The organism is Streptomyces sp. CB01373 (assembly GCF_002803075.1).
Classification (GTDB): Bacteria; Actinomycetota; Actinomycetes; order Streptomycetales; family Streptomycetaceae; genus Streptomyces.
On sequence record NZ_NNBK01000034.1, the window covers coordinates 1 to 25,869 of the forward strand.

At 72.2% G+C, this 25,869-nt stretch carries 20 protein-coding genes; 14 read left to right on the forward strand and 6 right to left on the reverse strand.

Features of this window, described 5'->3' with window-relative positions; all coding sequences use genetic code 11:
* Window positions 1-91 precede the first annotated feature (91 nt).
* Together CG719_RS34915 and CG719_RS34920 are read right to left on the reverse strand one after the other, a co-directional pair.
* The gene (locus CG719_RS34915) at window positions 92-1,180 is read right to left on the reverse strand and encodes a hydrogenase expression protein HypE (RefSeq protein WP_100572718.1); all 1,089 of its coding nucleotides are present in this window, start codon (window positions 1,178-1,180) and stop codon (window positions 92-94) included.
* Between the two features lie 590 nt (window positions 1,181-1,770).
* Window positions 1,771-2,835, reverse strand: coding sequence for a PucR family transcriptional regulator (locus CG719_RS34920; protein ID WP_100572719.1), 1,065 nt, complete (start codon window positions 2,833-2,835; stop codon window positions 1,771-1,773).
* A 245-nt stretch (window positions 2,836-3,080) separates the two neighbouring features.
* Here CG719_RS34920 and CG719_RS34925 point away from each other — a divergent pair, with 245 nt between their 5' ends.
* From CG719_RS34925 to CG719_RS34970, 9 genes are all read left to right on the forward strand, one after another.
* Complete coding sequence (locus tag CG719_RS34925; protein ID WP_100572720.1) at window positions 3,081-3,527, forward strand: SPW repeat protein; 447 nt, start codon at window positions 3,081-3,083, stop codon at window positions 3,525-3,527.
* A 173-nt stretch (window positions 3,528-3,700) separates the two neighbouring features.
* Entirely contained in the window at window positions 3,701-5,155 is a 1,455-nt protein-coding gene (locus CG719_RS34930) for a glyceraldehyde-3-phosphate dehydrogenase (protein ID WP_100572721.1), read from the forward strand.
* A gap of 48 nt (window positions 5,156-5,203) precedes the next feature.
* Window positions 5,204-5,680 (forward strand): GNAT family N-acetyltransferase, encoded by a 477-nt coding sequence (locus CG719_RS34935; protein WP_100572722.1) that lies wholly within the window; start codon window positions 5,204-5,206, stop codon window positions 5,678-5,680.
* Between the two features lie 110 nt (window positions 5,681-5,790).
* On the forward strand, window positions 5,791-8,484 hold the full coding sequence (locus CG719_RS34945) for an ATP-binding SpoIIE family protein phosphatase (RefSeq protein WP_234375921.1): 2,694 nt from the start codon (window positions 5,791-5,793) through the stop codon (window positions 8,482-8,484).
* A gap of 57 nt (window positions 8,485-8,541) precedes the next feature.
* Window positions 8,542-11,340, forward strand: a complete 2,799-nt coding sequence (locus CG719_RS34950) for a SpoIIE family protein phosphatase/ATP-binding protein (protein ID WP_100572723.1) — start codon at window positions 8,542-8,544, stop codon at window positions 11,338-11,340.
* 328 nt (window positions 11,341-11,668) lie between these two features.
* Entirely contained in the window at window positions 11,669-12,829 is a 1,161-nt protein-coding gene (locus tag CG719_RS34955; RefSeq protein WP_234375922.1) for a PP2C family protein-serine/threonine phosphatase, read from the forward strand.
* A 130-nt stretch (window positions 12,830-12,959) separates the two neighbouring features.
* On the forward strand, window positions 12,960-13,367 hold the full coding sequence (locus tag CG719_RS34960) for a roadblock/LC7 domain-containing protein (RefSeq protein WP_100572724.1): 408 nt from the start codon (window positions 12,960-12,962) through the stop codon (window positions 13,365-13,367).
* 149 nt (window positions 13,368-13,516) lie between these two features.
* Complete coding sequence (mgrA, locus tag CG719_RS34965; RefSeq protein WP_100572725.1) at window positions 13,517-14,560, forward strand: L-glyceraldehyde 3-phosphate reductase; 1,044 nt, start codon at window positions 13,517-13,519, stop codon at window positions 14,558-14,560.
* 107 nt (window positions 14,561-14,667) lie between these two features.
* Window positions 14,668-15,144, forward strand: a complete 477-nt coding sequence (locus tag CG719_RS34970) for an SRPBCC family protein (protein WP_100572726.1) — start codon at window positions 14,668-14,670, stop codon at window positions 15,142-15,144.
* Window positions 15,145-15,253: 109 nt separating this feature from the next.
* On the opposite strand, the gene CG719_RS34975 is transcribed toward CG719_RS34970, so the two are convergent.
* Window positions 15,254-16,558 (reverse strand): extracellular catalytic domain type 1 short-chain-length polyhydroxyalkanoate depolymerase, encoded by a 1,305-nt coding sequence (locus tag CG719_RS34975; RefSeq protein ID WP_100572727.1) that lies wholly within the window; start codon window positions 16,556-16,558, stop codon window positions 15,254-15,256.
* Between the two features lie 248 nt (window positions 16,559-16,806).
* Here CG719_RS34975 and CG719_RS34980 point away from each other — a divergent pair, with 248 nt between their 5' ends.
* Both CG719_RS34980 and CG719_RS34985 read left to right on the forward strand, forming a co-directional pair.
* The gene (locus CG719_RS34980) at window positions 16,807-18,168 is read left to right on the forward strand and encodes an endo-1,4-beta-xylanase (protein ID WP_442802769.1); all 1,362 of its coding nucleotides are present in this window, start codon (window positions 16,807-16,809) and stop codon (window positions 18,166-18,168) included.
* 174 nt (window positions 18,169-18,342) lie between these two features.
* Entirely contained in the window at window positions 18,343-19,509 is a 1,167-nt protein-coding gene (locus tag CG719_RS34985) for a PP2C family protein-serine/threonine phosphatase (protein WP_234375923.1), read from the forward strand.
* A 28-nt stretch (window positions 19,510-19,537) separates the two neighbouring features.
* Here CG719_RS34985 and CG719_RS34990 read toward each other — a convergent pair whose 3' ends face one another.
* Window positions 19,538-20,611 (reverse strand): NAD(+)/NADH kinase, encoded by a 1,074-nt coding sequence (locus CG719_RS34990; RefSeq protein ID WP_234375924.1) that lies wholly within the window; start codon window positions 20,609-20,611, stop codon window positions 19,538-19,540.
* Between the two features lie 200 nt (window positions 20,612-20,811).
* Between CG719_RS34990 and CG719_RS34995 the strand changes: the two genes are divergently transcribed.
* Complete coding sequence (locus CG719_RS34995) at window positions 20,812-20,982, forward strand: DUF5670 family protein (protein ID WP_100572730.1); 171 nt, start codon at window positions 20,812-20,814, stop codon at window positions 20,980-20,982.
* An 83-nt stretch (window positions 20,983-21,065) separates the two neighbouring features.
* Here CG719_RS34995 and CG719_RS35000 read toward each other — a convergent pair whose 3' ends face one another.
* The gene (locus CG719_RS35000) at window positions 21,066-22,001 is read right to left on the reverse strand and encodes a sigma-70 family RNA polymerase sigma factor (protein WP_442802770.1); all 936 of its coding nucleotides are present in this window, start codon (window positions 21,999-22,001) and stop codon (window positions 21,066-21,068) included.
* A 243-nt stretch (window positions 22,002-22,244) separates the two neighbouring features.
* Window positions 22,245-22,577 (reverse strand): cupin domain-containing protein, encoded by a 333-nt coding sequence (locus CG719_RS35005; RefSeq protein WP_100572732.1) that lies wholly within the window; start codon window positions 22,575-22,577, stop codon window positions 22,245-22,247.
* 210 nt (window positions 22,578-22,787) lie between these two features.
* Between CG719_RS35005 and CG719_RS35010 the strand changes: the two genes are divergently transcribed.
* Both CG719_RS35010 and CG719_RS35015 read left to right on the forward strand, forming a co-directional pair.
* Window positions 22,788-24,146: a PP2C family protein-serine/threonine phosphatase gene (locus CG719_RS35010; protein ID WP_100572733.1), complete on the forward strand. Its 1,359-nt coding sequence runs from the start codon at window positions 22,788-22,790 to the stop codon at window positions 24,144-24,146.
* 130 nt (window positions 24,147-24,276) lie between these two features.
* Window positions 24,277-25,794: a hypothetical protein gene (locus CG719_RS35015; protein ID WP_234375925.1), complete on the forward strand. Its 1,518-nt coding sequence runs from the start codon at window positions 24,277-24,279 to the stop codon at window positions 25,792-25,794.
* Window positions 25,795-25,869: the final 75 nt, after the last annotated feature.

The window sequence follows — 25,869 nt, forward strand, 5'->3', positions numbered from 1 at the left end:
TCGGATCCCAGGACATGTCCACGATCTGAGCGGGCTTACGCCCCGCCCGACGCGCCTCGGTGGTCGTCATCTCGGTCTGGACCTCGTTCCTTCAGGGACGCCAGCGCGGGTCGAAACCGCTGGTCAGTTTGCGTTTGTTGTGGCGCCACTTGGGCTCGTGGTTCACCATGTCGTTCGTCAGGCCGCGCAGTCGCCGGATGACCGCCCCGTAGGGCTTGACCAGCATCGACGACAGGGTTCCTCCGGGGGGCTCATCCATGAACGGCATGAACGCGTCGGGGAAGCCCGGCATGGTGCAGCCGATGCAGATGCCGCCGACGTTCGGGCATCCGCCGATGCCCGCCATCCAGCCCCGCTTGGGCACGTTGCAGTTCACGACCGGCCCCCAGCACCCGGTCTTCACCAGGCACTTGGGCGAGTTGTAGTCCGTGGCGAAGCTCGCCTGCTCGTAGTACGAGCCCCGGTCGCAGCCCTCGTGGACCGTCTTGCCGAACAGCCACTGCGGGCGCAGCATGTGGTCCAGCGGCGGCGGCGGTGCCGTTCCCGCCGCGTGGTAGAGCACCCAGATCAGGGTCTCCATGAAGTTCTCCGGCTGGATCGGGCAGCCGGGCACGTTGACCACCGGCAGGCCGCTCTCCGCCTTGAAGTCCCAGCCCAGGTAGTCGGCCAGCCCCATGCAGCCCGTCGGGTTGCCCGCCATCGCGTGGATGCCGCCGTAGGTGGCGCAGGTGCCGGCCGCCACCACCGCCCAGGCGCGGGGGGCGAGTTGGTCGATCCACCAGTTCAGCGTCTGCGGTTCCCCGGTGTCGGGGTCGTTGCCGAACGAGGTCCAGTAGCCGTCCCCCTCGATGATCCGCTGGTTCGGGATCGAGCCCTCGATGACCAGGATGAACGGGGTCAGCTCACCGCGTGCCGCGGCCCGGTAGGGGGCGAGGAAGTCCTCGCCGCCCAGGCTCGGCGAGAGCACCTTGTTGACCAGGTTCACCTTCGGCAGACCGGGGATCAGCCCCAGCACCACGTCCTCGATGGAGGGCTGGTCGGCCGCGGTCAGCGAGACGGTGTCGCCGTCGCAGCTCATGCCCTCGGAGATCCAGAGGATGGTGATCTCGTCGACACCCGGGCGTTCCTCGGGCGTCGCGGGCTCCCGGCTGACTGCAGCGGTGCCGCCTTGGGTCGTCATGTCGTCGGCCTCCCATGGAGTCGGTGGCGGAGTCGGTGGCGGAGTCGGTCGCAGCCGGCGGCCCGAGGGCCGCGGCATGCCGGGACGGACGTCGCGGTACCGGCCGGACCGGCCGGGGAGGACGCGCGGTCCTCCGGGCCACGGCGGCGCGACGCACCCACCGAATCCCTGACCAGGCTCACACCGGTCGGGGAACACCGCTCGTTGTGACGGTCAGTGGAGTGAACAGCGCCGCCGCCAAGCGGCCGGGACGCATCGAACCGGACCCGGGCATGACAACGCCGTCGCCCGGACCGAGCGAGGTGCGCCACCGCCGCACGGACCGAGCTGCTGCGCCACCGCCACACGGACCGGGTGCAGTGCGCCACCGCCACGCGGGTCGAGCGCCACGTGCGAGGCGCCACCGCCACACGGACCGGGTGCAGTGCGCCACCGCCGCGCGGGTCGAGCACCAGGTGCGAGGCGCCACCGCCACACGGGTCGAGCGCGAGGCGCCACCGCCCTGGCCAAGGGCGGCGGCACCGGCGCCCTCGGTCAGGGCCGGGAAACCATGCCGCCTCGCGCGGCCACCGTTCCTCCGCCGGCCGCGGTCAGAGCTCGGCGGTGGGCCAGCCGAGGAGGCGCGCGCCGATCACGGCGGTCTGGAGCGTGTAGCGGTGCACGGGGTCGGACGGGTCGGCTCCGGTCAGCTTGTGGATGCGCTCCAGGCGGTAGGTGAAGGCGCGCACGCTGAGGTTGAGGCGGCGGGCCGCTTCCGCGGCCGTGCAGCCGGCCTCGAAGTAGGCGGTCAGCGTGTCCAGGAGCGGCTGGGCGCCGCCGCGGGCGGCCGTCAGCGGTCCGAGCATGTCGCGGACCAGGTCGGCCATGGCCTGCCGGTCGCGGGTCAGAACCGGGTAGACCAGGAGGTCGGCGGCCCGCAGGACGGGATCCTGGAGATCGAGCCGGTCGGCGAGTTCCAGCGCGTTGAGGGCCTCCTCGTAGGAGTGGACCACTCCCCCGGCACCCGGGTGGGGGCGCCCGATCGCGACCCGGCCGCCCTCGGTGGAGGCGTACGCCTGCTTGGCGAAGAACGCCAGGACGTCGTCGTGGTCGCCCGGGGCGATGCAGATGAGCCGGCCGTCCTTGGTGGTGAGCAGGATGCGCCGGTCACCGAACCGGGCGACCACCTCGCTCTCGACGTACCGGGCGGCCGGGTGTGTGTCGTCGACGGGATCCCCGCCCTGGGCCACGGCCACCGCGTGGGCTCGGGAGAAGAGCAGCCCGTAGCGTTCCGCGCGTTCGCCCAGGCGCCCGAGGTCGCTGCGGCCGTAGAGCAGGTCGTCGATGAACTCCCGGCGGGCGGCCTCCTCCTTGCGCATGGCGAGCTTCTGCGCGCGGTCGTGGCCCTCGGCGAACGCGTCGACGGCCTGCTCCACCGCGGTGAGCACCTGTTCGACGCCGGCGGACGCCAGCGCGGGCGCGAAGGCCCTCGCCTCGGCGAGGTGCCGGCGGACGAGACGGCGCAGTCCGTGGCCGTCCTCCGCCGCCCGTTCCCCGTGGGCGCGCAGCAGGTCCAGCTCGTCCCGGGTCAGACGGCGTCCGGTGGCACAGACGTCGGCCAGGATCTGCACGTACCCCGTCAGATATTCGTCGTCGGGTACCTCTGGCCCCGTCACTCGCCCTCCCCTGTCCCCTGGTTCGCGCACGTCATCGGCGTTTTCTTGACGCACGCCCGACAAGATTGGCAGACGGCTCCGCGCTTCCCGCGGACGGACCGTTCCGTACTCACCACCGAGGGCCCGCACTGTGACGCAACTCACCACACAGGTGGGGGCAAGTAGATATAAACGCGACATAAGGGGGAATTTGGTTCTGTAGGAGGACTCCACACTGGCAATCTCATGGAGAGGAGACGGCAGCGATGTCGTATCCGCAGCACTCCACCGGCATGAGCTCGCACCCGGAGATCGCCGAGATGCGAGAACGCCTCGAACGGACGGCCGCCAGCAACCGGGCGATCGTCATCGAGGGAATGATCGTCCTGGCCGGTGTCTACGCCGCGATTTCCCCGTGGGTGGTGCACTTCGCCGCCCAGCCGAGTCTCGCCGTCAACAACCTGATCATCGGCATCACCGTCGCCCTGGTCGGTCTCGGCCTCACCCTGGCCCCCGAGCGCATGTTCCGCCTGGCATGGATCGTCGCCCCGCTCGGCGTGTGGCTGATCATCTCCCCCTGGGTCGTGACCGCGGCCCACGGTTCCCGGGCGGGCATCATCTGGAACAACGCCTGGGTGGGCGCGATCACGGCCCTGCTGGGGCTCGCCACCATGGGGCTCACCGTCGGAATGACCCGCCGCAGGCGCCGGTGACGATGACGCCGGGCGCGCGCCCGACCCGTACCCCATACACACCGAAGGGACCTGGTCACAGAGGCTTTCCGGCCGTGGGCCGTACCCCGCACGACAGCGGGTACGGCCCACTGTCATGATCAACAACCCGTGGGGTTAGCATATGAGCGCCGCCTAGCTCGAAAGATAGATCTGTGACTGTCAACGACGACTCGTTCACCAACTGGAAGCACCGCGAAGAGATCGCGGAGTCGATGATCCCGATGATCGGGAAGCTGCACCGGGAGCGGGACGTCACCGTCCTCCTCCACAGCCGCTCCCTGGTGAACAAGTCGGTGGTGAGCATCCTCAAGACCCACCGGTTCGCCCGCCAGATCGCCGGTGCGGAGCTGTCCGTCACCGAGACGCTCCCCTTCCTGCGGGCCCTGACGACGCTCGATCTCGGGCCGTCCCAGATAGACATCGGCATGCTGGCCGCGACGTACCGCGAGGACGCCCGCGGCCTGTCGGTGGAGGAGTTCACCGCCGAGGCCGTCGCCGGCGCCACCGGTGCCGACAAGATCGAGAGCCGCGAGGGACGCGACGTCGTCCTCTACGGCTTCGGCCGCATCGGCCGGCTCGTGGCCCGCCTGCTCATCGAGAAGGCCGGCTCCGGCAACGGTCTGCGGCTGCGCGCCATCGTCGTCCGCGGGAGCGGCGGCCCGGCCTCCGAGGACCTCGTGAAGCGCGCCTCGCTGCTGCGCCGCGACTCCATCCACGGCCAGTTCCAGGGCACGATCACCGTCGACGAGGCGAACAGCGCGATCATCGCCAACGGCAACGAGATCAAGGTGATCCACGCCGACGACCCGGCGTCGGTGGACTACACGGCGTACGGCATCAAGGACGCCATCCTCATCGACAACACCGGCAAGTGGCGCGACCGCGAGGGCCTGTCCAGGCACCTGCGCCCCGGCATCGACAAGGTCGTGCTGACCGCGCCGGGCAAGGGCGACGTCCCCAACATCGTCCACGGCGTCAACCACGACACCATCAAGCCGGACGAGCAGATCCTGTCCTGCGCCTCCTGCACCACCAACGCGATCGTCCCGCCGCTGAAGGCGATGGACGACGAGTACGGCGTGCTGCGCGGCCACGTGGAGACCGTCCACTCGTTCACCAACGACCAGAACCTGCTGGACAACTACCACAAGGCCGACCGCCGGGGCCGCTCCGCGCCGCTCAACATGGTCATCACCGAGACCGGCGCCGCCTCCGCCGTGGCCAAGGCACTGCCCGACCTCACGGCGAAGATCACCGGCAGCTCGATCCGCGTGCCGGTTCCGGACGTCTCGATCGCCATCCTCAACCTGCAGCTGGCGCGCGAGACCAGCCGCGAGGAGGTCCTGGACTACCTGCGCGACGTGTCGCTGACCTCGCCGCTCAAGCGCCAGATCGACTTCACCAGCGCCCCCGACGCGGTCTCCAGCGACTTCATCGGCTCGCGCCACGCCTCGATCGTCGACGCCGGCGCCACCAAGGTCGAGGGCGACAACGCGATCCTCTACCTGTGGTACGACAACGAGTTCGGCTACTCCTGCCAGGTCATCCGAGTCGTCCAGTACGTCTCCGGGGTGGAGTACCCGACCTACCCGGCGCCCGCGGTCTGATCCGCACCTGCTTTTCGACGGCGGGGCGCGGTGTGTGAGACTGCGCCCATGATTCGCACCGCGACCCCCGCCGACGTCCCCGTCATCCACGCCCTGATCTGCGAACTGGCCGATTACGAGAAGGCCTTGGACGAGGTACGGGCGACGCCGGAGCAGCTCGCCGAGGCACTGTTCGGCGAGCGCCCCGCGGCGTTCGCGCACATCGCGCAGGACGCGGACGGCGAGGTGGTGGGCTTCGCCCTGTGGTTCCTCAACTTCTCCACCTGGCGGGGCGTGCACGGCATCTACCTGGAGGACCTCTACGTCCGCCCGGAGGCCCGCGGCGGCGGATACGGCCGGGCCCTGCTGACGGAACTGGCCCGGGTGTGCGTCGAGCGCGGGTACGAGCGCCTCGAGTGGTCGGTCCTGAACTGGAACCGGCCGGCGATCGGCTTCTACGAGGCCCTTGGCGCACGCCCGCAGGACGAGTGGACGGTGTACCGGCTGACCGACGAGTCGCTGAAGGCACTGGGCGCGGGGGCCTAGCTCGAACCCGCGCCTCACGCCTCCCCACGCCGCCCGTTTCCCGGGCAGCGGTGCACCGGCCCCGATGGCAGCATGGCCGGTGTAGGTCCTGGCTGGTGAGGGTCCTGCCCGTGGATGAGGATGAAGGCATGGGCATCAACGGCGCGAGCGGTACGAGTCCGGGCGATCCGTTCAGCACGACCACGGCGGTGGCGGTCGTCGACGCCGACGGGCTGATCACCTACTGGAGCCTGGGAGCCCAGGACCTGCTCGGCTACTCCGCCGCCGAGGTCGTACGGCATCCCGCGCGGGCGTTGCTGCGCGGCCGCGATCCGACGGCCGCGATGTCCCGGCTGTGCCGGAGCGGTCATGCAGGGGACGCGCTGCTCACGGTCCACGACCGCGTGGGCCGCGCGGTGCGGCTCGCCGTGCGGGTGTGCCCGCTGCTCACCGCCGGCGACCGCCGCGACTGGCTGCTCCTGGCCGCGGCCGCCCCGGCCGCCACCCGTCCCATGGGCCCCGCCCCTGCCGACGCCGGCGCGACCGGCCCCACCACGCCCAGCGCGGTCCCTACCGGATCCGGCGCGACCGGCCCCGTCACTCCCGGCGCCGGCCCGGCCGGCACCGCCCCGACCGGCACCGCTCCCACCGGCCCTGCCCCTACCGGCGCCGACGCGACCCGCGCCACCCCGGCCGGCTCCGAGGCAACCGGCGCCCCTCCCGCCCCCACCGTCCCGGCCGGTTCCGGCGCCCCCGGCCCCGCCGCTCCCGGCGCCACCCCGGCGGGCGCCGCCCCGGCCGGCTCCTCCCCCTCCAGCGCCGCCCCGACCGGTGCCGCCGCCCCCACCACCCCTTCCAGCACCACCCCGGCCGGTGCCCGAATGGGACGGGGCTCGGCTGTTGTGACGCGGCATGCACGACGCGGGATGGTCTCCGGGCAGCGTCAGGTGACCGTGGCCCACACGGCGCCCCGGCGCGGCAGGCCGGGGCGGGCCGGCCGTGAGCGTTCCCGGCCGCGCTCCTTCTTCCCTCTGCACGACGCGGCGGGCGGAACGCTCGGTATCTGCTACGCCGCCCGGAACGTCACCGCCCCCGATCCCACCCGCGAGCGGCTGGTGCTGCTGAACGCCGCCGCCGATCACATCGGCACCACACTGGACCTGGGCCGGACGGTCCAGGAGCTCGCGGAGGTCGCCGTCCCGCAACTCGCCGACTTCGTGGCCATCGACCTCCTGGACGTGGCGACCGCCGGAGAGGGGCCGCCCACCCGCTCCCCGGACGGCCCCATCACGCTGCGCCGGGCGGCCCATCTGTCGATCCGGCCGGACCTGCCCGAGGTGATCGCCGAGGTCGGCGAACCCATCCGCTACCCGTCCGGGTCGCTGCAGAACCGGTGTCTGGCCACCGGGGAGCCCAGCCGCGAGGCCCTCGGCCCGGGGACGCCCTGGCTGCCCGACGACCCGGTGCGGTGGACCGGGATCAACCGGTTCGGCGTGCACACGCACCTGGTGCTGCCGCTCCGGGCCCGCGGCGTCACGATGGGCGTGGTGACCCTGCTGCGCTGGGAGAACCCGGATCCCTTCACCGAGGACGACCAGCTCCTGATCGAGGACCTGGTGGCACGGGCCGCCGTGTGCGTGGACAACGCCCGGCGCTACGCCCGCGAGCACGAGGCCGCGCTCACCCTCCAGACCAGCCTGCTGCCGCCCAACCTGCCCCGGCACAACGCCGTCGAGGTCGCCCACCGCTATCTCCCCGCCGACGCGGAGTCGGGGGTGGGCGGGGACTGGTACGACGTCATCCCGCTCTCCGGCGCCCGCGTCGCGCTGGTGGTGGGCGACGTCATCGGACACGGCCTGCACGCCGCGGCCAGCATGGGCCGGCTGCGCGCCGCCGTGCAGACGCTGGCCGACCTGGACCAGTCCCCGGACGAGCTGCTGGCGCACGTCAACGACCTGGTGATGCGCCTGTCGGACGAGGCGGAGGCGGCCGCCGAGGGCCCGGCGGCGGCCGGCGCGACCTGTGTGTACGCCATCTACGACCCCATCGCCCGGACGATGGTCGTGGCCCGCGCGGGACACCCCAGCCCGGCCGTCGCGCACCTGACCGAGCCCGTGGAGTTCCCCGACATTCCCGCCGGCCCGCCCCTGGGCCTCGGCGGCCTGCCGTTCGAGTCGGCCGAGATCCCGCTGGAGGAGGGCAGCGTCGTCGCCCTCTACACCGACGGGCTGATCCAGGCGGCGGAACAGGACGTCGACGTCGGGATCGAGCGGCTGTGCTTCGCCCTGGCCCACCCCGACCGGCCGCTGGAGGAGATCTGCGACGTCATGGTCCGCGCCCTGCTGGCCGACCGGCCGCGTGACGACGTCGCCTTCCTCGTCGCCCGCACACGCGTCCTCAGCCCCGACCGCGTGACGTCCTGGGACGTGCCCGCCGACCCGTCGGCCGTGCGCGTCGTGCGCGACGACGTCAGCGACCGGCTGTCCCAGTGGGGCCTCGACGAGCTGGCCTTCACCACCGAGCTGATCGTCAGCGAACTGGTCACCAACGCCATCCGGCACGCCCGCGGGCCGATCGCTCTGCGGCTCATCCACGAGAGCTCCCTGATCTGCGAGGTCTCGGACGGCGGCCACACCTCCCCGCACCTGCGGCGCGCGCGCAGCACGGACGAGGGCGGACGGGGTCTGTTCCTGGTCGCCCAGCTCGCCCAGCGCTGGGGCACCCGGTACACCGGCTCCGGCAAGACGATCTGGGCGGAACAGCCCCTCCCCAGTGATATCCGGGCAAAACCATCGATCTCCGCAGGACTTGACCGATCCATATAGGAATGGAGCAGACATACCGGTCGCCCGGCAGGGAACCACGGTGTTAGAACTGACAACATGGTCGGTCGTTCCCGCCAGCCCCGAAGCGCAGCGCAACCACCTTTCGGTGAGCGTCGGGCGGACGCTGAGGCACGCGGCGGGCCGGTGACCTGGACGGCCCGGAGCGCCACCGGGTTCCGTTTCCCACCGTCCTGGCGGCCCGGCACGGTGGCCGCGCAGGTCTTCCTGCTGCAGGTGATCGTCGTCCTGGTGCTCGTCGCCGCGGCCGCCACCGCCGTGGTGCTCCAGCGGCGGTACGACGGGGAGAACATCGCCAAGGCGCGCTCCCTGGCCGTCGCGGAGGCGTTCGCCCAGGCACCCGGTACGGCGGTGGCCCTCCAGTCGCCCGATCCGTCGGCGCTGCTGAAGATCCCGGCGGAGAAGGCGCAGCTGAGTTCCGGCGTCGACTACATCTCCGTGCTGAACAACCACGGCGTGCGGCTCACCGACCCGGAGCCGCGGCTGATCGGCACTCCGGCCCAGGCGATCGGCCGCGCCATCGCGGGCAAGACCTTCACCGAGACGTTCCACGGAAGCCCGGAGGACTCCGTACGCGCGGTGGTGCCCGTGGAGGGCGCCGGCCGGCACGTGATCGGCATCGTCACCGCGGGGATCGAGTACCAGACCCTGGGGCACCTCCTTGACCAGCAGATCCCGATGGTGCTGGACGCGGCGGCGCTGGCCGTGGTGCTCGCGACCGGAGGCACCTTCCTCGTCACCCGGCGGCTGCGCCGCCAGACCCGTGGTCTCGGCGCCGCCGAGATGACCCGCATGTACGAGCACCACGACGCCGTGCTGCACGCGGTGCGCGAGGGTGTACTGATCACCGACGCCGACGGTCGGGTGCTGCTCGCCAACGACGAGGCGCAGCGGCTCCTCGACCTCCCTCCTGACGCAGACCAGCGGCACGTCACGGAGCTGGGCCTGGGACCGGAGATGACGCGGCTGCTGAAGTCCGGCGAGGTCGCGTCCGACGCGGTGTTCCCGGCCGGGGACCGGCTGCTGGCGGTCAACACCCGGCGCACCACCCCGTACGGCACCGCGCCGGGCCTGGTGGCCAGCTTCCGCGACACCACCGAGCTGCGGGCCCTGTCGGGCCGGGCGGAGCTGGCCCGGGAACGCCTGACGCTGCTGTACGACGCCGGGGTGCGGATCGGCACGACGCTGGACGTACGGCGCACCGCGCAGGAACTCGCCGAGGTGGCGGTCCCGCGGGTGGCGGACATCGTCACCGTGGAGCTGCTGGAGTCGGTGCTGCAGGGAGAGGAGCCCAACGGGGCGATGCACCGGATGCGCCGGACCGCGCTGCACGACGCGGACGCGCGCAGCCCGCTCCAGCCGGTGGGCGACCTCATCCAGTTCGTGGTGGCCGACACGTCGATGGGGGCGGCGCTGCAACGCGGCAAGGCGGTGCTGGTGCCGGACCTGTACCACGCACAGGACTGGCGGTCCCGGGATCCCCAGGGCGCGGTCCGGGTGCTCGAGCACGGCATCCATTCGCTGATCACCGTGCCCCTGAGGGCGCGGGGTGTGCTCCTCGGCATGGTCAACTTCTGGAGGGGTGCCGGCTCGCCCCGGTTCGAGGAGGAGGACGTCGCGGTCACCGAGGAACTGGTGGCCCGGGCGGCGGTGGCGATCGACAACGCGCGCCGCTACTCCCGCGAGCACGCGATGGCGGTGACGCTTCAGCGCAGTCTGCTCCCCCGGGACCTGCCCGACCAGGACGCGCTCGAGGTGGCGTGGCGGTACCGGCCGGCCCAGTCCGGTGTGGGAGGTGACTGGTTCGACGTCATCCCGCTGCCCGGTTTCCGGGTGGCGCTGGTGGTCGGCGACGTCGTGGGGCACGGGCTGCACGCGGCGGTGACGATGGGGCGGCTGCGCACGGCGGTGCTGAACTTCTCGTCCCTGGACCTGCCTCCCGACGAGCTGCTGGGTCATCTGGACGAGATGGTGACGCGTCTTGACACCCAGACGGCGAGCGCGGACGGCGAGGTGTCCGCGGTCACGGGAGCCACCTGTCTGTACGCCATCTACGACCCGGTGGGCGGGCACTGCGCCATCTCCCGCGCGGGGCACGTCGTACCGGCCGTGGTCGACCCCGTGGGGCGGGTGACCTTCCCTGATCTTCCCCTGGCGCCGCCGTTGGGGGTGGGCGGGCATCCGTTCGAGTCGGGTGAGCTGAGCCTGCCCGAGGGAAGCCGGCTCGTGCTGTTCACCGACGGCCTGGTCGAGGACCGCGGGCGGGACGTCGACGAGGGGCTGTCCGTGCTCGCCAAGACCGTCGCGCCCGCGGACCTGACGCCGGAGGGGACCTGCCAGGCGCTGATGGAGGTGATGCTGCCGGACCACCCGAGCGACGACGTGGCCCTGCTCGTCGCCCGGACACGGCTGCTCGATCCCTCGCGGGTGGCGGTCTGGGACGTGCCGTTCGACGTGGAGGCGGTCTCCCGGGTACGCGGGGAGGTCGCCCGTCGGCTGCACGACTGGGGGCTGGAGGATTCCTGCTTCGCCACGGAGCTGGTGCTCAGCGAGCTGCTGACCAACGCCATCCGCTACGGCGCCGAACCGCTGCGGGTCAGGATCCTGCTCGGGCGCACGCTGATCTGCGAGGTGTCGGACGGCAGCAGCACCTCGCCGCACCTCAGGCGGGCGGCGACCACCGACGAGGGCGGCCGGGGCCTGTTCCTGGTCTCTCATTTCGCGGACCGGTGGGGCACGCGCTACGTGCCGCACGGCAAGGTGATCTGGGCGGAACTGAGCCTGGACGGCCGCCCGGAGCCGGACCCGGAGGCACTTCTGGACGCGATGGCATGGTGAACGAACCGACACGGCTTCCGTCCATACCGCAGCCGGCCCCCGAGACCGCCGGCCCGCCCGGTCACCGGCGCGACCGCCGCGCCGGGTCCGCGTCGGGCGGCCCTCGCTCCGGGCGAGCCGTGCGTGGCCGCTCGGTGCCGGGCGGCGCGTGCCACCCGAACAGGCGCCCAGCGCCAGGGACACTCCGGGGCCTGTGTCCTCGCGCGCCGGCCGCCGGGCCGTACGGCGGCGGGGCGGGCCCGCGACGGCCGGACGGGGTGCCGTACCCGGCCGGTGAACCGGGTGACTGCGCTCGCACGCCCTGCCGCAGCGGTGCACTGTGGTAGGCGTGAGTTCCTGGCAGGGGCGTTTCGCGGACCGGGCCCAGGGGCAGCAGTCGGGCCACATACTGTTGCTGATCCCGGTCACGCTCATCGTCCTCATCACCGTGTCCGACATCGTGGCCCCGTCCGACATTGTGCTCGGGCCGCTGCTGGTGATAGCTCCCGCGATCACCGCCTGGTTCGAGGGACCGTGGTTCACCGGGGTCATCGGCGCCGCCGCGGTGGCGGCCCAGGGGTTCGCGGGCTGGCGGCTGGGCATCCTGCCGTCCCGGGAAGTGTTCGTGCAGATGATCGCCCTGGCGGTGCTCTCCCTGCTGGTCGTGGCCCTGTGCGCGGTCCGCGACCGCCGCGCGCGCGAGCTGGCCCAGGTCCGGTCGGTCGCCGAAGCCGCCCAGCGGGTGCTGCTGTGGCCCCTGCCGACCCGGCTCGGCCCGCTTCAGCTCGCCTCCCTCTATCTGGCCGCCGAGGACGAGGCGTCGATCGGCGGCGATCTCTACGCGGCCGCCCGCACCCCGAACGGTGCCCGGGTGATGATCGGCGACGTACGCGGCAAGGGGCTCCCCGCCATCGGCGAGGCGGCCCTGCTGCTCGGCGCCTTCCGCGAGGCCGCCCACCACCACGCCGCCCTGCCCTCGCTCGCCGCCTCCCTGGAGCGGAGCATCACCCGCTATCTGTCCGACTTCGAACCGGAGGAAGAGGCCGGGGAGCGCTTCGTCACCGCCCTGCTGATCGAGATCCCGGACGACGAACCGATCGTGCGGCTGACCAGTTGCGGCCATGTGGCCCCGCTGCTGCTGAGACCGGACCGATCGGTGACGATGCCGGACCTCAGCCCCGCCCCGCCGCTCGGGGTGGGCCTGACCGACCCGAACGGCTCCGTGGTCGACGTACTGCCCTTCGACCTCGGCGACACCCTGCTGCTCTACACCGACGGGGCCGTCGAGGCCCGTGACGGCCGCGGTGTCTTCTATCCGCTCGTCGAGCGGACGGCCCAGTGGACCGACGGCTCCCCGGAGTCCCTGCTCCACCACGTCCAGCGTGACCTGCTCGGCCACACCGGCGGGCGCCTCGACGACGACGTGGCGCTGATCGCGATCCGGCGCGTCCCCGCCGCGCCGACCGCTCACCGCTTCGGCCGCATGGTGCAGGCCCAGGCCCCCAGCTGACCGGTTCCACCAGGGAGATCCGTCCCGGGGCTTGCCAAGATGATCACCAAGTTTCGTATAGTGACCGGCAGTTGACAACACGTGCAACTGGCGAGTGCCAGGCTCTGCCCCAGGAAGGCGACACCACCTCATGACCGGCCAGACCACCGCCGACGACAAGCTCACCTGGCTCCTGGAGGGGCTGCTGGAGCGGACCCCGGGCGCGCGGCACGCGCTCGTGCTGTCCCGTGACGGACTGAAGCTGTGCCGCACCCCGGAGCTCACCCCCGACCAGGCCGACCAGCTCGCCGCGATCGCCGCCGGTATCCAGTCCCTGTCGCACGGCGCGTCCGTCGAGTTCGGCGACGGCACCGGCGGGGTCCGCTCGGCGATGACCGAGTTCTACGGAGGGGTGCTGTTCATCGTCGAGGCCGGCGAGGGCGCGCATCTGGCGGTGATCACCACCGAGGACGCGGACGCCGGGCTCGTCGGGCACACCATGAGCGAACTCGTCGAGCAGCTCGGCGAGCACCTCACCGCGCCGCCGCGCGACTCCTGAGGCGTCCCCGTACGCCCGATTCAGAAGCACCGGCGCTGAGTCCGATGGAACGAAGCGGTTGGACTTCAGGATCATGCTGGAGCAAGGTGGGGGCATCCCCCCGATCCCGGGGAGACGCCCCCCTCATCGCACCACCCGGAGACCTCCCGATGACCTACGTCGCGGATGCTGAGCGTTACCACGGCACCATGCGCTACCGCCGTACCGGACAGTCAGGGCTCGACCTGCCCGTCCTCTCGCTGGGCTACTGGCACAACTTCGGCGACGACCGATCCTTCGAGACCCAGCGCGAGATCGCCCTGCGCGCCTTCGACCTGGGCATCACCCATCACGACCTGGCGAACAACTACGGCCCGCCCTACGGCTCGGCGGAGATCAACTTCGGGCGTCTGATGAAGCAGGACCTCGCGCCGTACCGGGACGAGATGGTGATCTCCACCAAGGCGGGCTGGGACATGTGGCCCGGCCCGTACGGCCAGGGCGGCGGTTCCCGCAAGTACCTGCTCGCCTCGCTCGACCAGTCGCTCAAGCGCATGGGCCTGGACTACGTCGACATCTTCTACTCCCACCGGCTGGACGCGAGCACGCCGCTGGAGGAGACGATGGGCGCCCTGGACACCGCCGTCCGCCAGGGCAAGGCCCTGTACGTCGGCATCTCCTCCTACGACGCCGAGCGCAGCCGCCAGGCCGCCGCCATCCTGCGCGAACTGGGCACCCCGCTGCTCATCCACCAGCCCTCGTACAGCATGGTCAACCGCTGGATCGAGAACGAGGGGCTGCTCGACACCGCGGAGGAGGAGGGCTTCGGCGTCATCGGTTTCACGGCCCTGGCCCAGGGGCTGCTGACCGGGCGGTATCTGGACGGCGTGCCGGAGGACTCGCGCGCCGCGCAGGGCACCTCCTTCGACACCGCCTGGCTCTCCGAGGACATGCTGCGCAGGCTGCGCGCCCTGAACGACATGGCGGCCCGCCGCGGGCAGACCCTCGCCCAGATGGCGCTGGCCTGGGCGCTGCGCGACGAGCGGGTCACCTCCCTGGTGATCGGCGCCTCCCGGGTGGAGCAGCTCGAGCAGAACGTGGCCGCCCTCGACCGCATGGACTTCAGCGCCGAGGAGCTGGCCGAGATCGACAAGCACGCCACCGACGGCGGCGTCGACCTGTGGCGGTCCGCCCGCACCGGGCAGCTCGGCTGACCCGCGCCGAACGGGTCGTGAACCGGGCTCATGCGGGTACCCGTCGCCTCTGCTGTTCCGCGGCGGGACACCCGTCCCGCCGCCGGTCCGCGAGACAGGAGGCGCAGATGAGCACGGTCAAGGAGACAGTGGAGGTCGACGTCCCCGTCCACGCCGCCTACAACCAGTGGACGCAGTTCGAGGAGTTCCCGAGGTTCATGGAGGGCGTCGAGGAGGTCAGGCAGCTCGACGACAGCCACAACCGCTGGACCACGAGGATCGGCGGTGTGCGGCGGGAGTTCGACACCGAGATCGTCGACCAGCTGCCCGACGAGCGCATCACGTGGCGCAGCACCACCGGTGACACCCGGCAGAAGGGCTCGGTCCGCTTCGAGCGTGTCGACGACACGCACACCCGGGTGGAACTGGTCATGGAGGTCGAGCCCAGCGGCACCGTGGAGACGGCCGGGGACATGCTGGGCGTGGTCGACCGGCGCGTCAAGGGGGACATGAAGCGCTTCAAGCAGTACATCGAGGAGCACGGAGGCGAGACGGGGGCCTGGCGGGGCCGGATCCGCCCCGAGGACGCCGGCCCCTCCCTCTGAGGCCCCACGGAACCCACGGCCCCGGCGAGAGCCGCCGAGTCCGGCCCCGCGCCCCGACCGCCCCGACGACCGCTTTCGTGGGGGTGGCGGGGCGCGTCCGCGTGGCCGCTCAGCTCACCTGGCAGGCGGCCCCGTTGAGGGTGAAGGACGCCGGGCTGCCGGTGTTCCCGGTGTGGTTGGCCTGGAAGCCCAGGGTGGTCGAGGCTCCGGGGGCCAGGGCCGAGTTGTAGGAGACGTTGCGGGCGGTGACGACGCCGCTCGCCGGGGAGTAGGTGGCGTTCCAGCCGGAGGTGATGGTCTGGCCGGCCGGCAGGGTGAAGGCCAGCGCCCATCCGTCGATCGGCGCGGTACCGGTGTTGGTCACCGTGATGTTCGCGGTGAGCCCGGTGTTCCAGGCACTGGTCGTGTAAGCCACCCGGCAGGCGCCCGCCGGCGGTGTGGTGGGCGGGTCGGTCGGCGGCGGTGTGGTCGTGGAGTCCAGCCCGAAGAAGGAGATGGCGCGGGCGGCCATGCCCGAGGTCGGCAGGGTGTGGCCGGTCCCCTGGATGCTGATGGCCTCCACCGGCGCCTGGGTGCCGGTGCCGCCGTAGCGCGTACGGGTCCAGGTGGACTGCGGGTGGTCGGTGAAGGCGGGGGTCTGGCTCACGCCCAGGACGTCGGTCCACTGCTTGATCTCTTCACCGAAGTTCGGGTAGCGCAGGGTGGTGTCCTCGGTGCCGTGCCACACCTGCATGCGCGGCCGGGGGCCGGTGTAGCCCGGGTAGGCTCCGCGGGCCAGGTCGCCCCACTGCTGCGGTGTCCTGATCACGGTGCCGTTGGCGCAGGCGCTGTTCCACTCGGAGCCGTCGGTGGTGGCGAAGCAGCCGAAGGGCACGCCCATGAAGGCGGCGCCGGCCTTGAAGACGTCGGGGTAGTCGCCGAGCAGGACGTTGGTCATCATCGCCCCCGAGGAGGCGCCGGCGACGAAGACGCGCGCCGGGTCGGCCCCGTAGTGCTGCTGGGCGTAGGTGACCATCGACATGATGCCGACCGGGTCGCTCCCGCCGCCGCGCTTGAGGGCCTGCGGCGAGGACACGTCGAAGCAGCCGCCGCTGCGCGTGGCCGAGGGGTAGACGACGAGGAAGCCGTACCGGTCGGCGAGCGAGGCGAACTCGGTGCCCGAGTAGAACGCGGGCCCGGACCCGGTGCAGTAGTGCACGGCCACGAGCACCGCCGGCCGGGCCGGGGCGCTGTCCGGGCGGTACACGTACATGCGCAGGTTGCTCGGGTTCGCGCCGAATCCGGTCACCTCCGTCAGCGAGGCGGCGTGGGCGCTCGGCGCGGCGAGCAGGAGAGCCGCGAGCAGGGGTGTCACACCCGCGAGCAGTGCCGTCAGCAAGGTGCGAAGTCCGGGCCTTCTTCGGGTTCGGGGCATGTCGGCATCCTTTGTTTCGAAACTTTCGCGTCGATTTCGGGAAGGCGCCGCGTCACGCTAGAGGCGTCGCACCGCCGCGTCAACCACTGGAGCCACCCGTAACTCCCAAAGGAATAGCGGGAGGTCAAGCTTCAGCCATCCCGCAGCCCATCGTGCGCGAACCGTTGACCGACCCCCGATCTGTTCGTAACCTGCGCGTCACATTCGAGCTTGGCAGCGAAACTTTCGAGAATGGAGATGGCATGCCCATGCCCAGACGGGCGGCGCAGGCGTTCACGGCCGTCCTGCTCGCCGCTTCCACCGTCACGGCCCTGTCGCACACCGCGGCGGCCGCCGACTCGCTGGGGTCCGCCGCGGCCGGAAAGGGCCGTTACTTCGGTACCGCCGTCGCCGCGAACCACCTCGGCGAGTCGGCCTACGCCGGCACGCTCGACCGTGAGTTCAACCAGGTCACGCCCGAGAACGAGATGAAGTGGGACGCCACCGAGGGCTCCCGCAACACCTTCACCTTCGGCAACGCCGACCAGATCGTCAGCCACGCGCAGAGCCAGAACATGAAGGTCCGCGGGCACACGCTGGTGTGGCACTCCCAGCTCCCCTCCTGGGTCTCGGGCCTGGGCGCCACCGACCTGCGCTCGGCGATGAACAACCACATCACCCAGGTCATGCAGCACTACAAGGGCAAGATCTACGCCTGGGACGTGGTCAACGAGGCGTACCAGGACGGCTCCAGCGGAGCCCTGCGCAGCTCTCCGTTCGCGGACAAGCTCGGCAGCGGCTTCATCGAGGAGGCCTTCCGCACGGCCCGCAGCGTCGACCCGAACGCCAAGCTCTGCTACAACGACTACAACACCGACGGCGTCAACGCGAAGAGCAACGCGGTCTACGCCATGGTCAAGGACTTCAAGTCCCGTGGTGTGCCGATCGACTGCGTGGGCTTCCAGTCCCACTTCAACAGCGCCTCCCCCGTCCCGTCCGACTACCAGGCCAATCTGCAGCGCTTCGCCGACCTCGGGGTGGACGTGCAGATCACCGAGCTCGACATCGAGGGCTCCGGCACCGCTCAGGCCAACAACTACTCGAACGTCGTCAAGGCCTGCCTCGCGGTGACCCGCTGCACGGGCCTCACCGTCTGGGGGGTCACCGACAAGTACTCGTGGCGCAGCAGCGGCACTCCCCTGCTGTTCGACTCCAACTACGGCAAGAAGCCCGCGTACGACGCGGCCCTCGCCGCGCTCGGCGGCTCGAGCACCGGGGGCGGGGACGGCGGCAACCCCGGCGGCGGCAACCCCGGTGGCAACGCCACCTGCACGGTCTCCTTCGCCAGGACCTCGGACTGGAACGACGGCTACAACGGTGAGGTCACCGTGAAGGCGGGCTCCGCCCCGATCAACGGCTGGACCGTGTCGCTCACCTTCGCCCCGCCGCAGAAGGTCGCCAGCCTGTGGAACGGCACCCCCAGCTGGGACAGCAGCGGCAACGTCATGACCGTGCGCGCCGCCTCCTACAACGGCAGTCTCGCGGCGGGCGCCTCGACCAGCTTCGGCTTCACCGCGGCGAAGAACGGCAACAACTCCACACCGACGCTCGGAGCCTGCACGGCGTCCTGACCGGGCCGGGCCACCTCACGCACGACCGGGGCGCGTCTCGCGCGGCGCCCCGGTCGTGCCCGTACGCTGGGGGGTGTCTGCCTCGCTGACATGCCCTTGCCTGGAGCAATGCCGAGGCGGTGACGGTACGGCACAGGAGGCTGGTGCTCTTGATCAAGCCCGCCGGGAGTACCTGTGAACAGGCCGCCTGAGTCTTTCCGCGAGGACCGCCACCCCCGCGAGCCGGACAAGCGGTCGCATCTGCCGGCCCAGCCCCTGTGGCTGCGCTGGCTGCCGGTCTTCTACGTCGTGGTGGTCCTCGCCGTCGAACCGGTCACCCCGGCGCTGTGGCCCGTGAGCTTCGTGCTCACCGCCCTGCCGCTGGTGGCCGCCTTCGGGTACGGCCCCCGCGTGGTCGCCGCCGTCACGGTGTTCGCCATCGTCCTGGAGGGCGTCCTGGCCGGGACCCCCTGCTGCGCGGGCCGCACCGTGGGCAATCTCTGGGACCGCCACTACGTGGCCAACTACATCTGCACGTTCCTGGTGGGCATCCTCGGCACGATCCTCGCCTGGCACCGTGCGCGCCGGGAGTACACCCTGGCCACGGTGCGTTCCGTGGCCGAGACCGCGCAGCGCGTCCTACTGCGCCCGGTCCCCCACCGGCTCGGCCAGGTCTCCATCGAGACCCTGTACCTCTCCGCTGCGGCCGAGGCGCAGATCGGCGGCGACCTGTACGAGGCGGTGCCGACGGCGCACGGGGTGCGGCTGCTCGTCGGCGACGTCCGCGGCAAGGGTTTGGTCGCCGTGGAGACGGCCGCGACGGTGCTCGGAGCCTTCCGCGAGGCCGCGCCCGACGAGCCCGACCTGGCCGGTCTGGCCCGGCGCATGGAGCGCAGCATGAGCCGCTACGCCGAGCAGCTTCCCGGCACCGAGGCGGCCGAGCGCTTCGTGACGGCGGTGTTCGCGGAGATCCCCGACGACGAGCACGTCGTACGCCTCGTCAACTGCGGCCACCCGTCTCCGCTGCTGGTCAGCGGCGGCCGCGTCGGCGAGCTGGAACCGACCGAGCCCTCGCCGCCCATCAACCTCGGCGGCCTGCTCGGCAACGGGTACCGGGTGGACGTCGTGCCCTTCCGGCCGGGCGACACGTTGCTTCTGTACACCGACGGCGTCACCGAGACCCGCGATTCCGCCGGCGCCTTCTACCCGCTCGCCGAGCGGGTCCGGCCCTGGACCGGCCTTCCGCCGGGCGCGCTGCTGGAGCGCCTGCACGCGGATCTGCTCGACTACAGCGACGGACACCTCGACGACGACCTCGCCGCCCTCGCCGCCCACCGCCTCCCCACGGAGCCCCACCCCTGAGCGGCGGCCGGGACGGTCCACCGCGGATTCACGGGACCCATGAGACCTCACCGGGGCGGGCCGGCAGGGCCAGGTGGGCGAGGTCGGCCGGTCGCGGCGACGTCACCGGCCACAGGGGGGCCGGGGTGCCGTCGGCGACCGCGGCCGGGGCGTCGGTGAGGTTCATGCGCTCCCGCAGACGGCCGTAGAAGTCCATGGGACCGAGGCGGACGGCCCGCAGCCGGCGCGACGCGGCGTAGACGCCGATCCAGTCGCCGGGGTCGAGCACACCGCGCAACTGTCCGTCGATGGTGACGGCGGCCTGGCCCGAGCGTTCCAGGACGCGCAGGCCGATCGGTTCGTCCGGCGCCGCCACGACCGAGCGGTTGAAGACCATGTGCGGGGCGACCGGCGTGAAGACGAGGGCGTCCGCGCGGGGCGAGACGACCGGCCCCCCGGCGGCGAAGCTGTAGGCCGTGGAGCCCGTCGGGGTGGCGACCAGCAGCGCGTCGGCCGAATAGGACGCCAGGAGGCGGCCCGCGAGGTAGACGCCGACGGACACCTGCCGGTCCCGGGCCAGCTTCTCCAGCACGACGTCGTTCAGCGCGGTGACGTTCAGCGGGATGCCCCAGTCACCGCCGGCCTGGCAGTCGGCGCGCACCCGCGGTGGCGGCAGGAGCGGACGGCGGCCGTAGCGCATCAGCTCCTCGATGTCGGCCGGCACCTCCAGGCGGCGCGAGGCGCGCAGGTTGAGCATCATCCGGTTCTCCACGGTGAGGCGCTCCGCGAGGACGGCGTCCAGCGCGGCGCGCACGACCGTGACCGGCACCTCCGTGAGGAAACCCACCCGGCCGAGGTCGACGCCCAGGACCAGGGCGTCGTTCACGGCGGCCAGCCGGGCACCGCGCAGGAACGTGCCGTCACCGCCCAGGGTGACGAGGAGGTCCGGATCGCCCGCGGCCTCGATCTCCTCCCGGGCGCTGCGCCGCCCTCCGTCGTGCCACACGTCGATGTCCGCGCACCCCACGCCGTGCTCGTCGCACCACTCGCGCACGATGCGGGCGGCAGCCGCGGCCTCACCGCGCCCGCCGTGGACGACCAGGCCGATACGACGCACCGTCACCTCTGCCTCCGGAGATCCGCGCACCCGGGCGGGCTCCGGCTCGACACCGGAAGCCGTCCTCTGTCCGCCCCCGTCCGGCCGCACTGGCCGACTCGCGGGCAGCATCAACGAGTTCCCCTGCTTCACGTGCGGAAACACCGCATTTCCCAGGGTGTGTTCGCGCGCAGGCCGGGCATTCGAAGGTCCGGAGGTGGATATACATGGTTCCCTTGCTGCTCGTTCTCCTGCTCGCCCTGATCCTCTTCGGCGCCGGGTTCGCCCTGAAGGCGCTGTGGTGGATCGCGGTCATCGTGCTCGTGCTGTGGCTGCTCGGTTTCGTGGCACGGTCCGAGGGCGCCGGCGGCCGCAGGGGCCGCTGGTACCGCTGGTGACGGCCGCCGCCGCGCGTCGCGGCGGCCGGAGTGGAACCGTGCGCCCGGCGATCGTGCCGGGCGCACTGTTCCGCCCGGGCGCCTCAGCTCGCCCACGACAGGAGCCGTTCGCCCGGCTCCTGTTCCCTGAGCTGGGCCAGTGACTGTTTCTCCAGCTGGCGTACGCGCTCCCGGGTCAGGCCCACGTGCTGGGCGACCTCGTGCAGGGTGCGCTGGTGCCCGTCGTGCAGGCCGTACCGCAGGCTGAGGATGAGGGCCTCGCGCGGTGCCAGGGTGTCGACGGCCTCCCGGAGTTCCTCGGCCAGCGCCTGGTACTCGGCGACCTCGGGGGCCTGCAGCACCTCCGTGTCGGGGATGAGGTCGCCGACCACCGTCTCCCCGGTGTCGTCCACCGGCATGTCCAGGCTGATCACCTGCCGGCCGACGCGGCGCAGCCAGACGACCTTGTCCTCGGCGAGGCCGCTCTCGCCTGCGACCTCCTCGACGGTCGGCTCGTGTTCGAGGCGTAGCTGCAGCTTGCGCTCGATCTTGGCGAGCTTCTGCAGCTGCTCCACGACATGCATCGGCAGCCGCACGGAACGCGCGTGCGTGGCGAGGCCGCGTTCCATCGCCTGGCGGATCCACCAGGTGGCGTAGGTGGAGAACTTGAACCCCTTGGTGTGGTCGAACTTCTCCACGGCCCGGATGAGCCCCAGGTTGCCCTCCTGGATGACGTCGAGCAGTGGCAGCCCGCGGTGTGCGTGCCGTTTGGCCATGGCCACGACGAGCCGGAGGTTGGCCCGCACCATGTGGTCCTTGGCCTCCTGGCCGTCCCGCAGGGCGGCCTCCAGTTCCCGCCGCCGCTCCGGCGTGAGTTCACGGCCGCCCTCGTCGGCCTGGTTCAGTTCCTCGGTGGCCTGCAGACCGGCTTCGATGCGGAGGGCGAGGCGCACCTCGCCCTCCGCGTCGAGCAGCGGTGTGGCGCCGATCTGACGCAGGTACTGGCCGAGCAGATCGGGTTCGCCGTCGAGTTCGGGCATCGCGTCGTACCGCTTGCTGGCACGTGCCGACGCCCGTCGTCCGCCGCCGGCGGACGCCGCCGTCCTCTGCTTCGCGGGAGCCATCGCGCGCTCCTCATCTCGTCGCGGGCGCCGTTCGGGTACCCGGAGCGGCCGCGAGCCATACGTGCGGCGGACGAGGGAGCGGGGATCAGACCTCGGAGCAGTGCCGGGCGTGTCCCTCCGCCCATCGCTTGCGGCGGAGGGACACGGAGAATTGGCTGGTCAGGGCGCCTTGGTGACCGTCAGCAGGGCCGCGGCGTCCTCGACGGCCTCCAGGCTGTGCCGGGACTGCGGCACGATGAGCAGGTCCCCCGCCATGCCCTCCCACGACGTGTCGCCGCTGCGCAGCACCACGCGCCCGCGCAGCACCAGCACGGTCGCCTCACCGGGGTTGTCGTGCTCGGCGAGGGCCGTGCCGGCACGCAGCGTGATCAGGGTCTGGCGCAGCACGTGTTCGTGACCGCCGTAGACGGTCTCCGCGCTGCGGCCGGCCGAGGACGACTCGGCGCGTCCGAGATGCTCGCGGGCGAGGGCGTCGAGGGAGATCTTCTGCATCACGGTGACTCTTCCTCACGAGGGGACCTGAGCTGGGCAGTTCCGTAGCGTACGCCGGTGCGCCGCCGCCTTCGGGCTTTCCCTCCCCGGCTCGTGGCGGGCGGGAGGAGGCCGCCGCCTCCCCGCTCGGCGTAAGGTGGCCGTGCGGAGGGCCCGTACGGTGAGTGAGCACGAGCACCGCCGAGCACCGGCCCTGCCGGGAGGTGCCTCATGTCGGACGATCCACGGCGACCGGAGCCTGAAGAGGCGGCCGGCCACGGGACCGGCGCGGCCCCGGAAGGCGGCCGGACGCGCGGTGGCGAGGCCGTCGAGGAGCTGAGCGCCCAGATCCGGCAGCTCAGCCTGGACCGGCGCAGGCTGCACTGCCTGCTGGACGCGGTCGTGGCCATCAGCGCCGACATGGACACCCGCACCGTGCTGCGGCATCTGGTGCGGGCGGGCACCGACCTCGTCGCCGCGCGCTACGGCGCCCTCGGCGTGCTCAGCGAGGGCGGGGAGATCATCGACCTGATCACCGTCGGCGCCGCCGACGCCGAGCGGCTCCTGGCCGAGTCCGGGCTGCCACAGAGCCATGGGCTGCTGGGCCGCCTGATCGAGGATCCCAAGCCGCTCCGCGTCGACGACATCGCCGCCGACCCCCGCTCGGTCGGCTTCCCGGAGGGCCACCCGGTCATGACCACGCTGCTCGGCGTCCCGCTGAGCGTGCGCGACACCGTGTACGGCAACCTCTACCTGGCGGACAAGGAGGACGGCACGCCGTTCGCCGACGCCGACGAGGCCCTGCTGACCGCGCTGGCCAGCGCCGCGAGCGTCAGCATCGAGAACTCCCGCCTGTACGGGCTGCTCAAGCGGTCCGCCGAGCAGTTCCAGCGCCGTCTGCTGCCGGTGCTGCCCGACCTGTCCCCGCTGCTCGTGGAGGCCCGCTACGAGCCGGCGTCCGAGCTTCCCCACCTCGGCGGTGACTGGTACGACGCCCTCGGACTGCCCGACGGGGCGGTCCTCGTCGTCGTCGGTGACGTGACCGGGCACGACGTGGAGGCGGCGCCCCTGATGGGGCAGATCCGCAACATGCTGCGGGCCCTGGCCTTCGACCGGTGCGGGCCGCCCAGCCTGATCGTGGACCGGCTCGACCGGGCGCTCACCGCGGTCGACGAGCCGCCGGCCGCCACCCTGGTCCTGGCCCGCATCGAGCGTGATCCGGCCGCCGGGTACGTTCTGAGCTGGACCAACGCCGGGCACCCGCCCCCGCTGCTGATCACCGCCGAAGGCACGGCCCAGTGGCTCGCGCCGGACGCGCACGGTATCCCGGTAGGCGTGCAGCCGGGCCTGCCGCGTCCCGACCACCGGCACCCGCTGCCCCCGGAGAGCACCCTGCTGCTGTTCACCGACGGCCTGATCGAACGCCGAGACCGGGACATCGACGCCGGCCTGCGGGACCTGGCGGACCATGCCGCCGCCCTGGCCTCCGACCCGCTGGACGCGCTGTGCGACGCGCTGCTCGGCCACCAGGACGGCTACGACGACGACGTGGCACTGCTGGCCCTGCGCGTGCCGCGCCTGCCGGGCTGAGCGAACCCCCGGGCGACCGCCGCCGCTCCCCCGGACGGCCCAACAGCGCTGGGCAGGAGGGGGAGAGGGCGCGTGAGGGGTGGGTGGGTGGTGGAAGGCATGGCGAACCTGCGAGTCGGAGGAGAGCCAGATGCCGGATGCTGTGGTCGAGGGTGCCGTGGGCGGCGACGGCGCCGTGCCGGTGGGCTCCGGCGAGCGGCCCTTCGAGCAGGTGGGCGCGGTCGCCGACGCCGTCCTCTACGAGGGCTACCTCCTCTATCCGTACCGACGCTCCTCCCCCAAGAACCGCGTCCGGTGGCAGTTCGGGGTGCTGGCGCCGCGGAACTGGGTGGAGCACGACGGGCCCGTCACGGTCGGCGTGTCCGGCTCCGCCGACTCCTGGTACCAGCGGACCGAGTGCCTGCTGCGGGTCCACGCGCCCGACGCCGTCCTGCGGATCCGGGTGCGTTACCTCCAGGCGCAGCACAAGCAGGTGGAGGAGACCGGCCCGGACGGCGCGAACCGTCCCGTCGAGTCGCTGCGGACCGGCGACGGCGCGACCCATCTGACCTTCGACGAGGCGGTGCCGCGCGAGAGCGGCCTCGTCGTACCGCTGGAGGACCTGCTGCGGCGGGACCACACCGCCCCCGTGGGAGCGGCGGCCGGTGAGGAGAGCGAGCCGCTGCCCGGGGGCGCCGGGCGGATCGTACGGCGGCGCGTGGAGATCCGGGCGGACACCACGCTCACGGCCGAGCGGCTCGCGGACGGCCTGGTCCGGCTGCGCGTGCGCACCGAGAACACCGGGCACGCGGCGGACCCGCGGGCCCCGCGGGACACGGCACTGCGCCAGGCGCTCATCGCCACGCACACCCTCATCGGCGGTACGGGCGTGGAGTTCGTCTCGCTGACCGACCCGCCCGCGGACCTGCTGGAGCACGTCCGCGGCTGCCGCAACGCGTTCACCTTCCCCGTCCTCGGCGGCGCACCGCCCGCCCCGGACGCCGGCACCGGCGCCGCGCACCCCGCGCGGCCGTCGGACGGCGACACCGGCCCCGTGCTGCTGTCCGCGCCGATCATCCTGCCCGACCGTCCGCAGGTCGCGCCCGAGAGCCCGGGCGACCTGCACGACGCGGCGGAGATCGACGAGATCCTGACGCTGCGGACGATGCTCCTGACCGACGAGGAGAAGCGCGAGGCCCGCGCCACCGATCCGCGCGCCGCCGAGATCCTGGACCGGGTGGACAACATGCCGCCGGAGGTCCTGTCCCGGCTGCACGGCGCCATCCGCTCGCTGGCCCCCGCCGGGCGTGCCGCCACCGGGGGCCCCGGCGCGGACCGGCCCGCCTGGTGGCAGGAGGGCGGTGACGACGGCCTCTCCCCCACCACGGAGACGGTGCTCGTCGACGGCGTGCCCCTGGGAAGCGGCAGCCGTGTCCTGCTGCGTCCCCGGGGCCGGGGCGCCGACGCCCAGGACATGTTCCTGGCCGGGCGGACCGCACGCGTGGCCGCGGTCTTCCACGACGTGGACGGCAGCGTGCACCTCGCCGTCACCCTCGACGACGACCCCGCGGCCGAACTGCACGCCTGGTACGGCCGCTTCCACTACTTCCGGCCCGACGAGCTGGAGCCGTACACCGACCCCCGGAACCCGAACAGTGAGGGGCAGTAAGTCACATGACCACTACCGAGGCGCGTCGGGCGGGGCGTAAGCCCGCTCAGATCGTGGACATGTCCTGGGATCCGA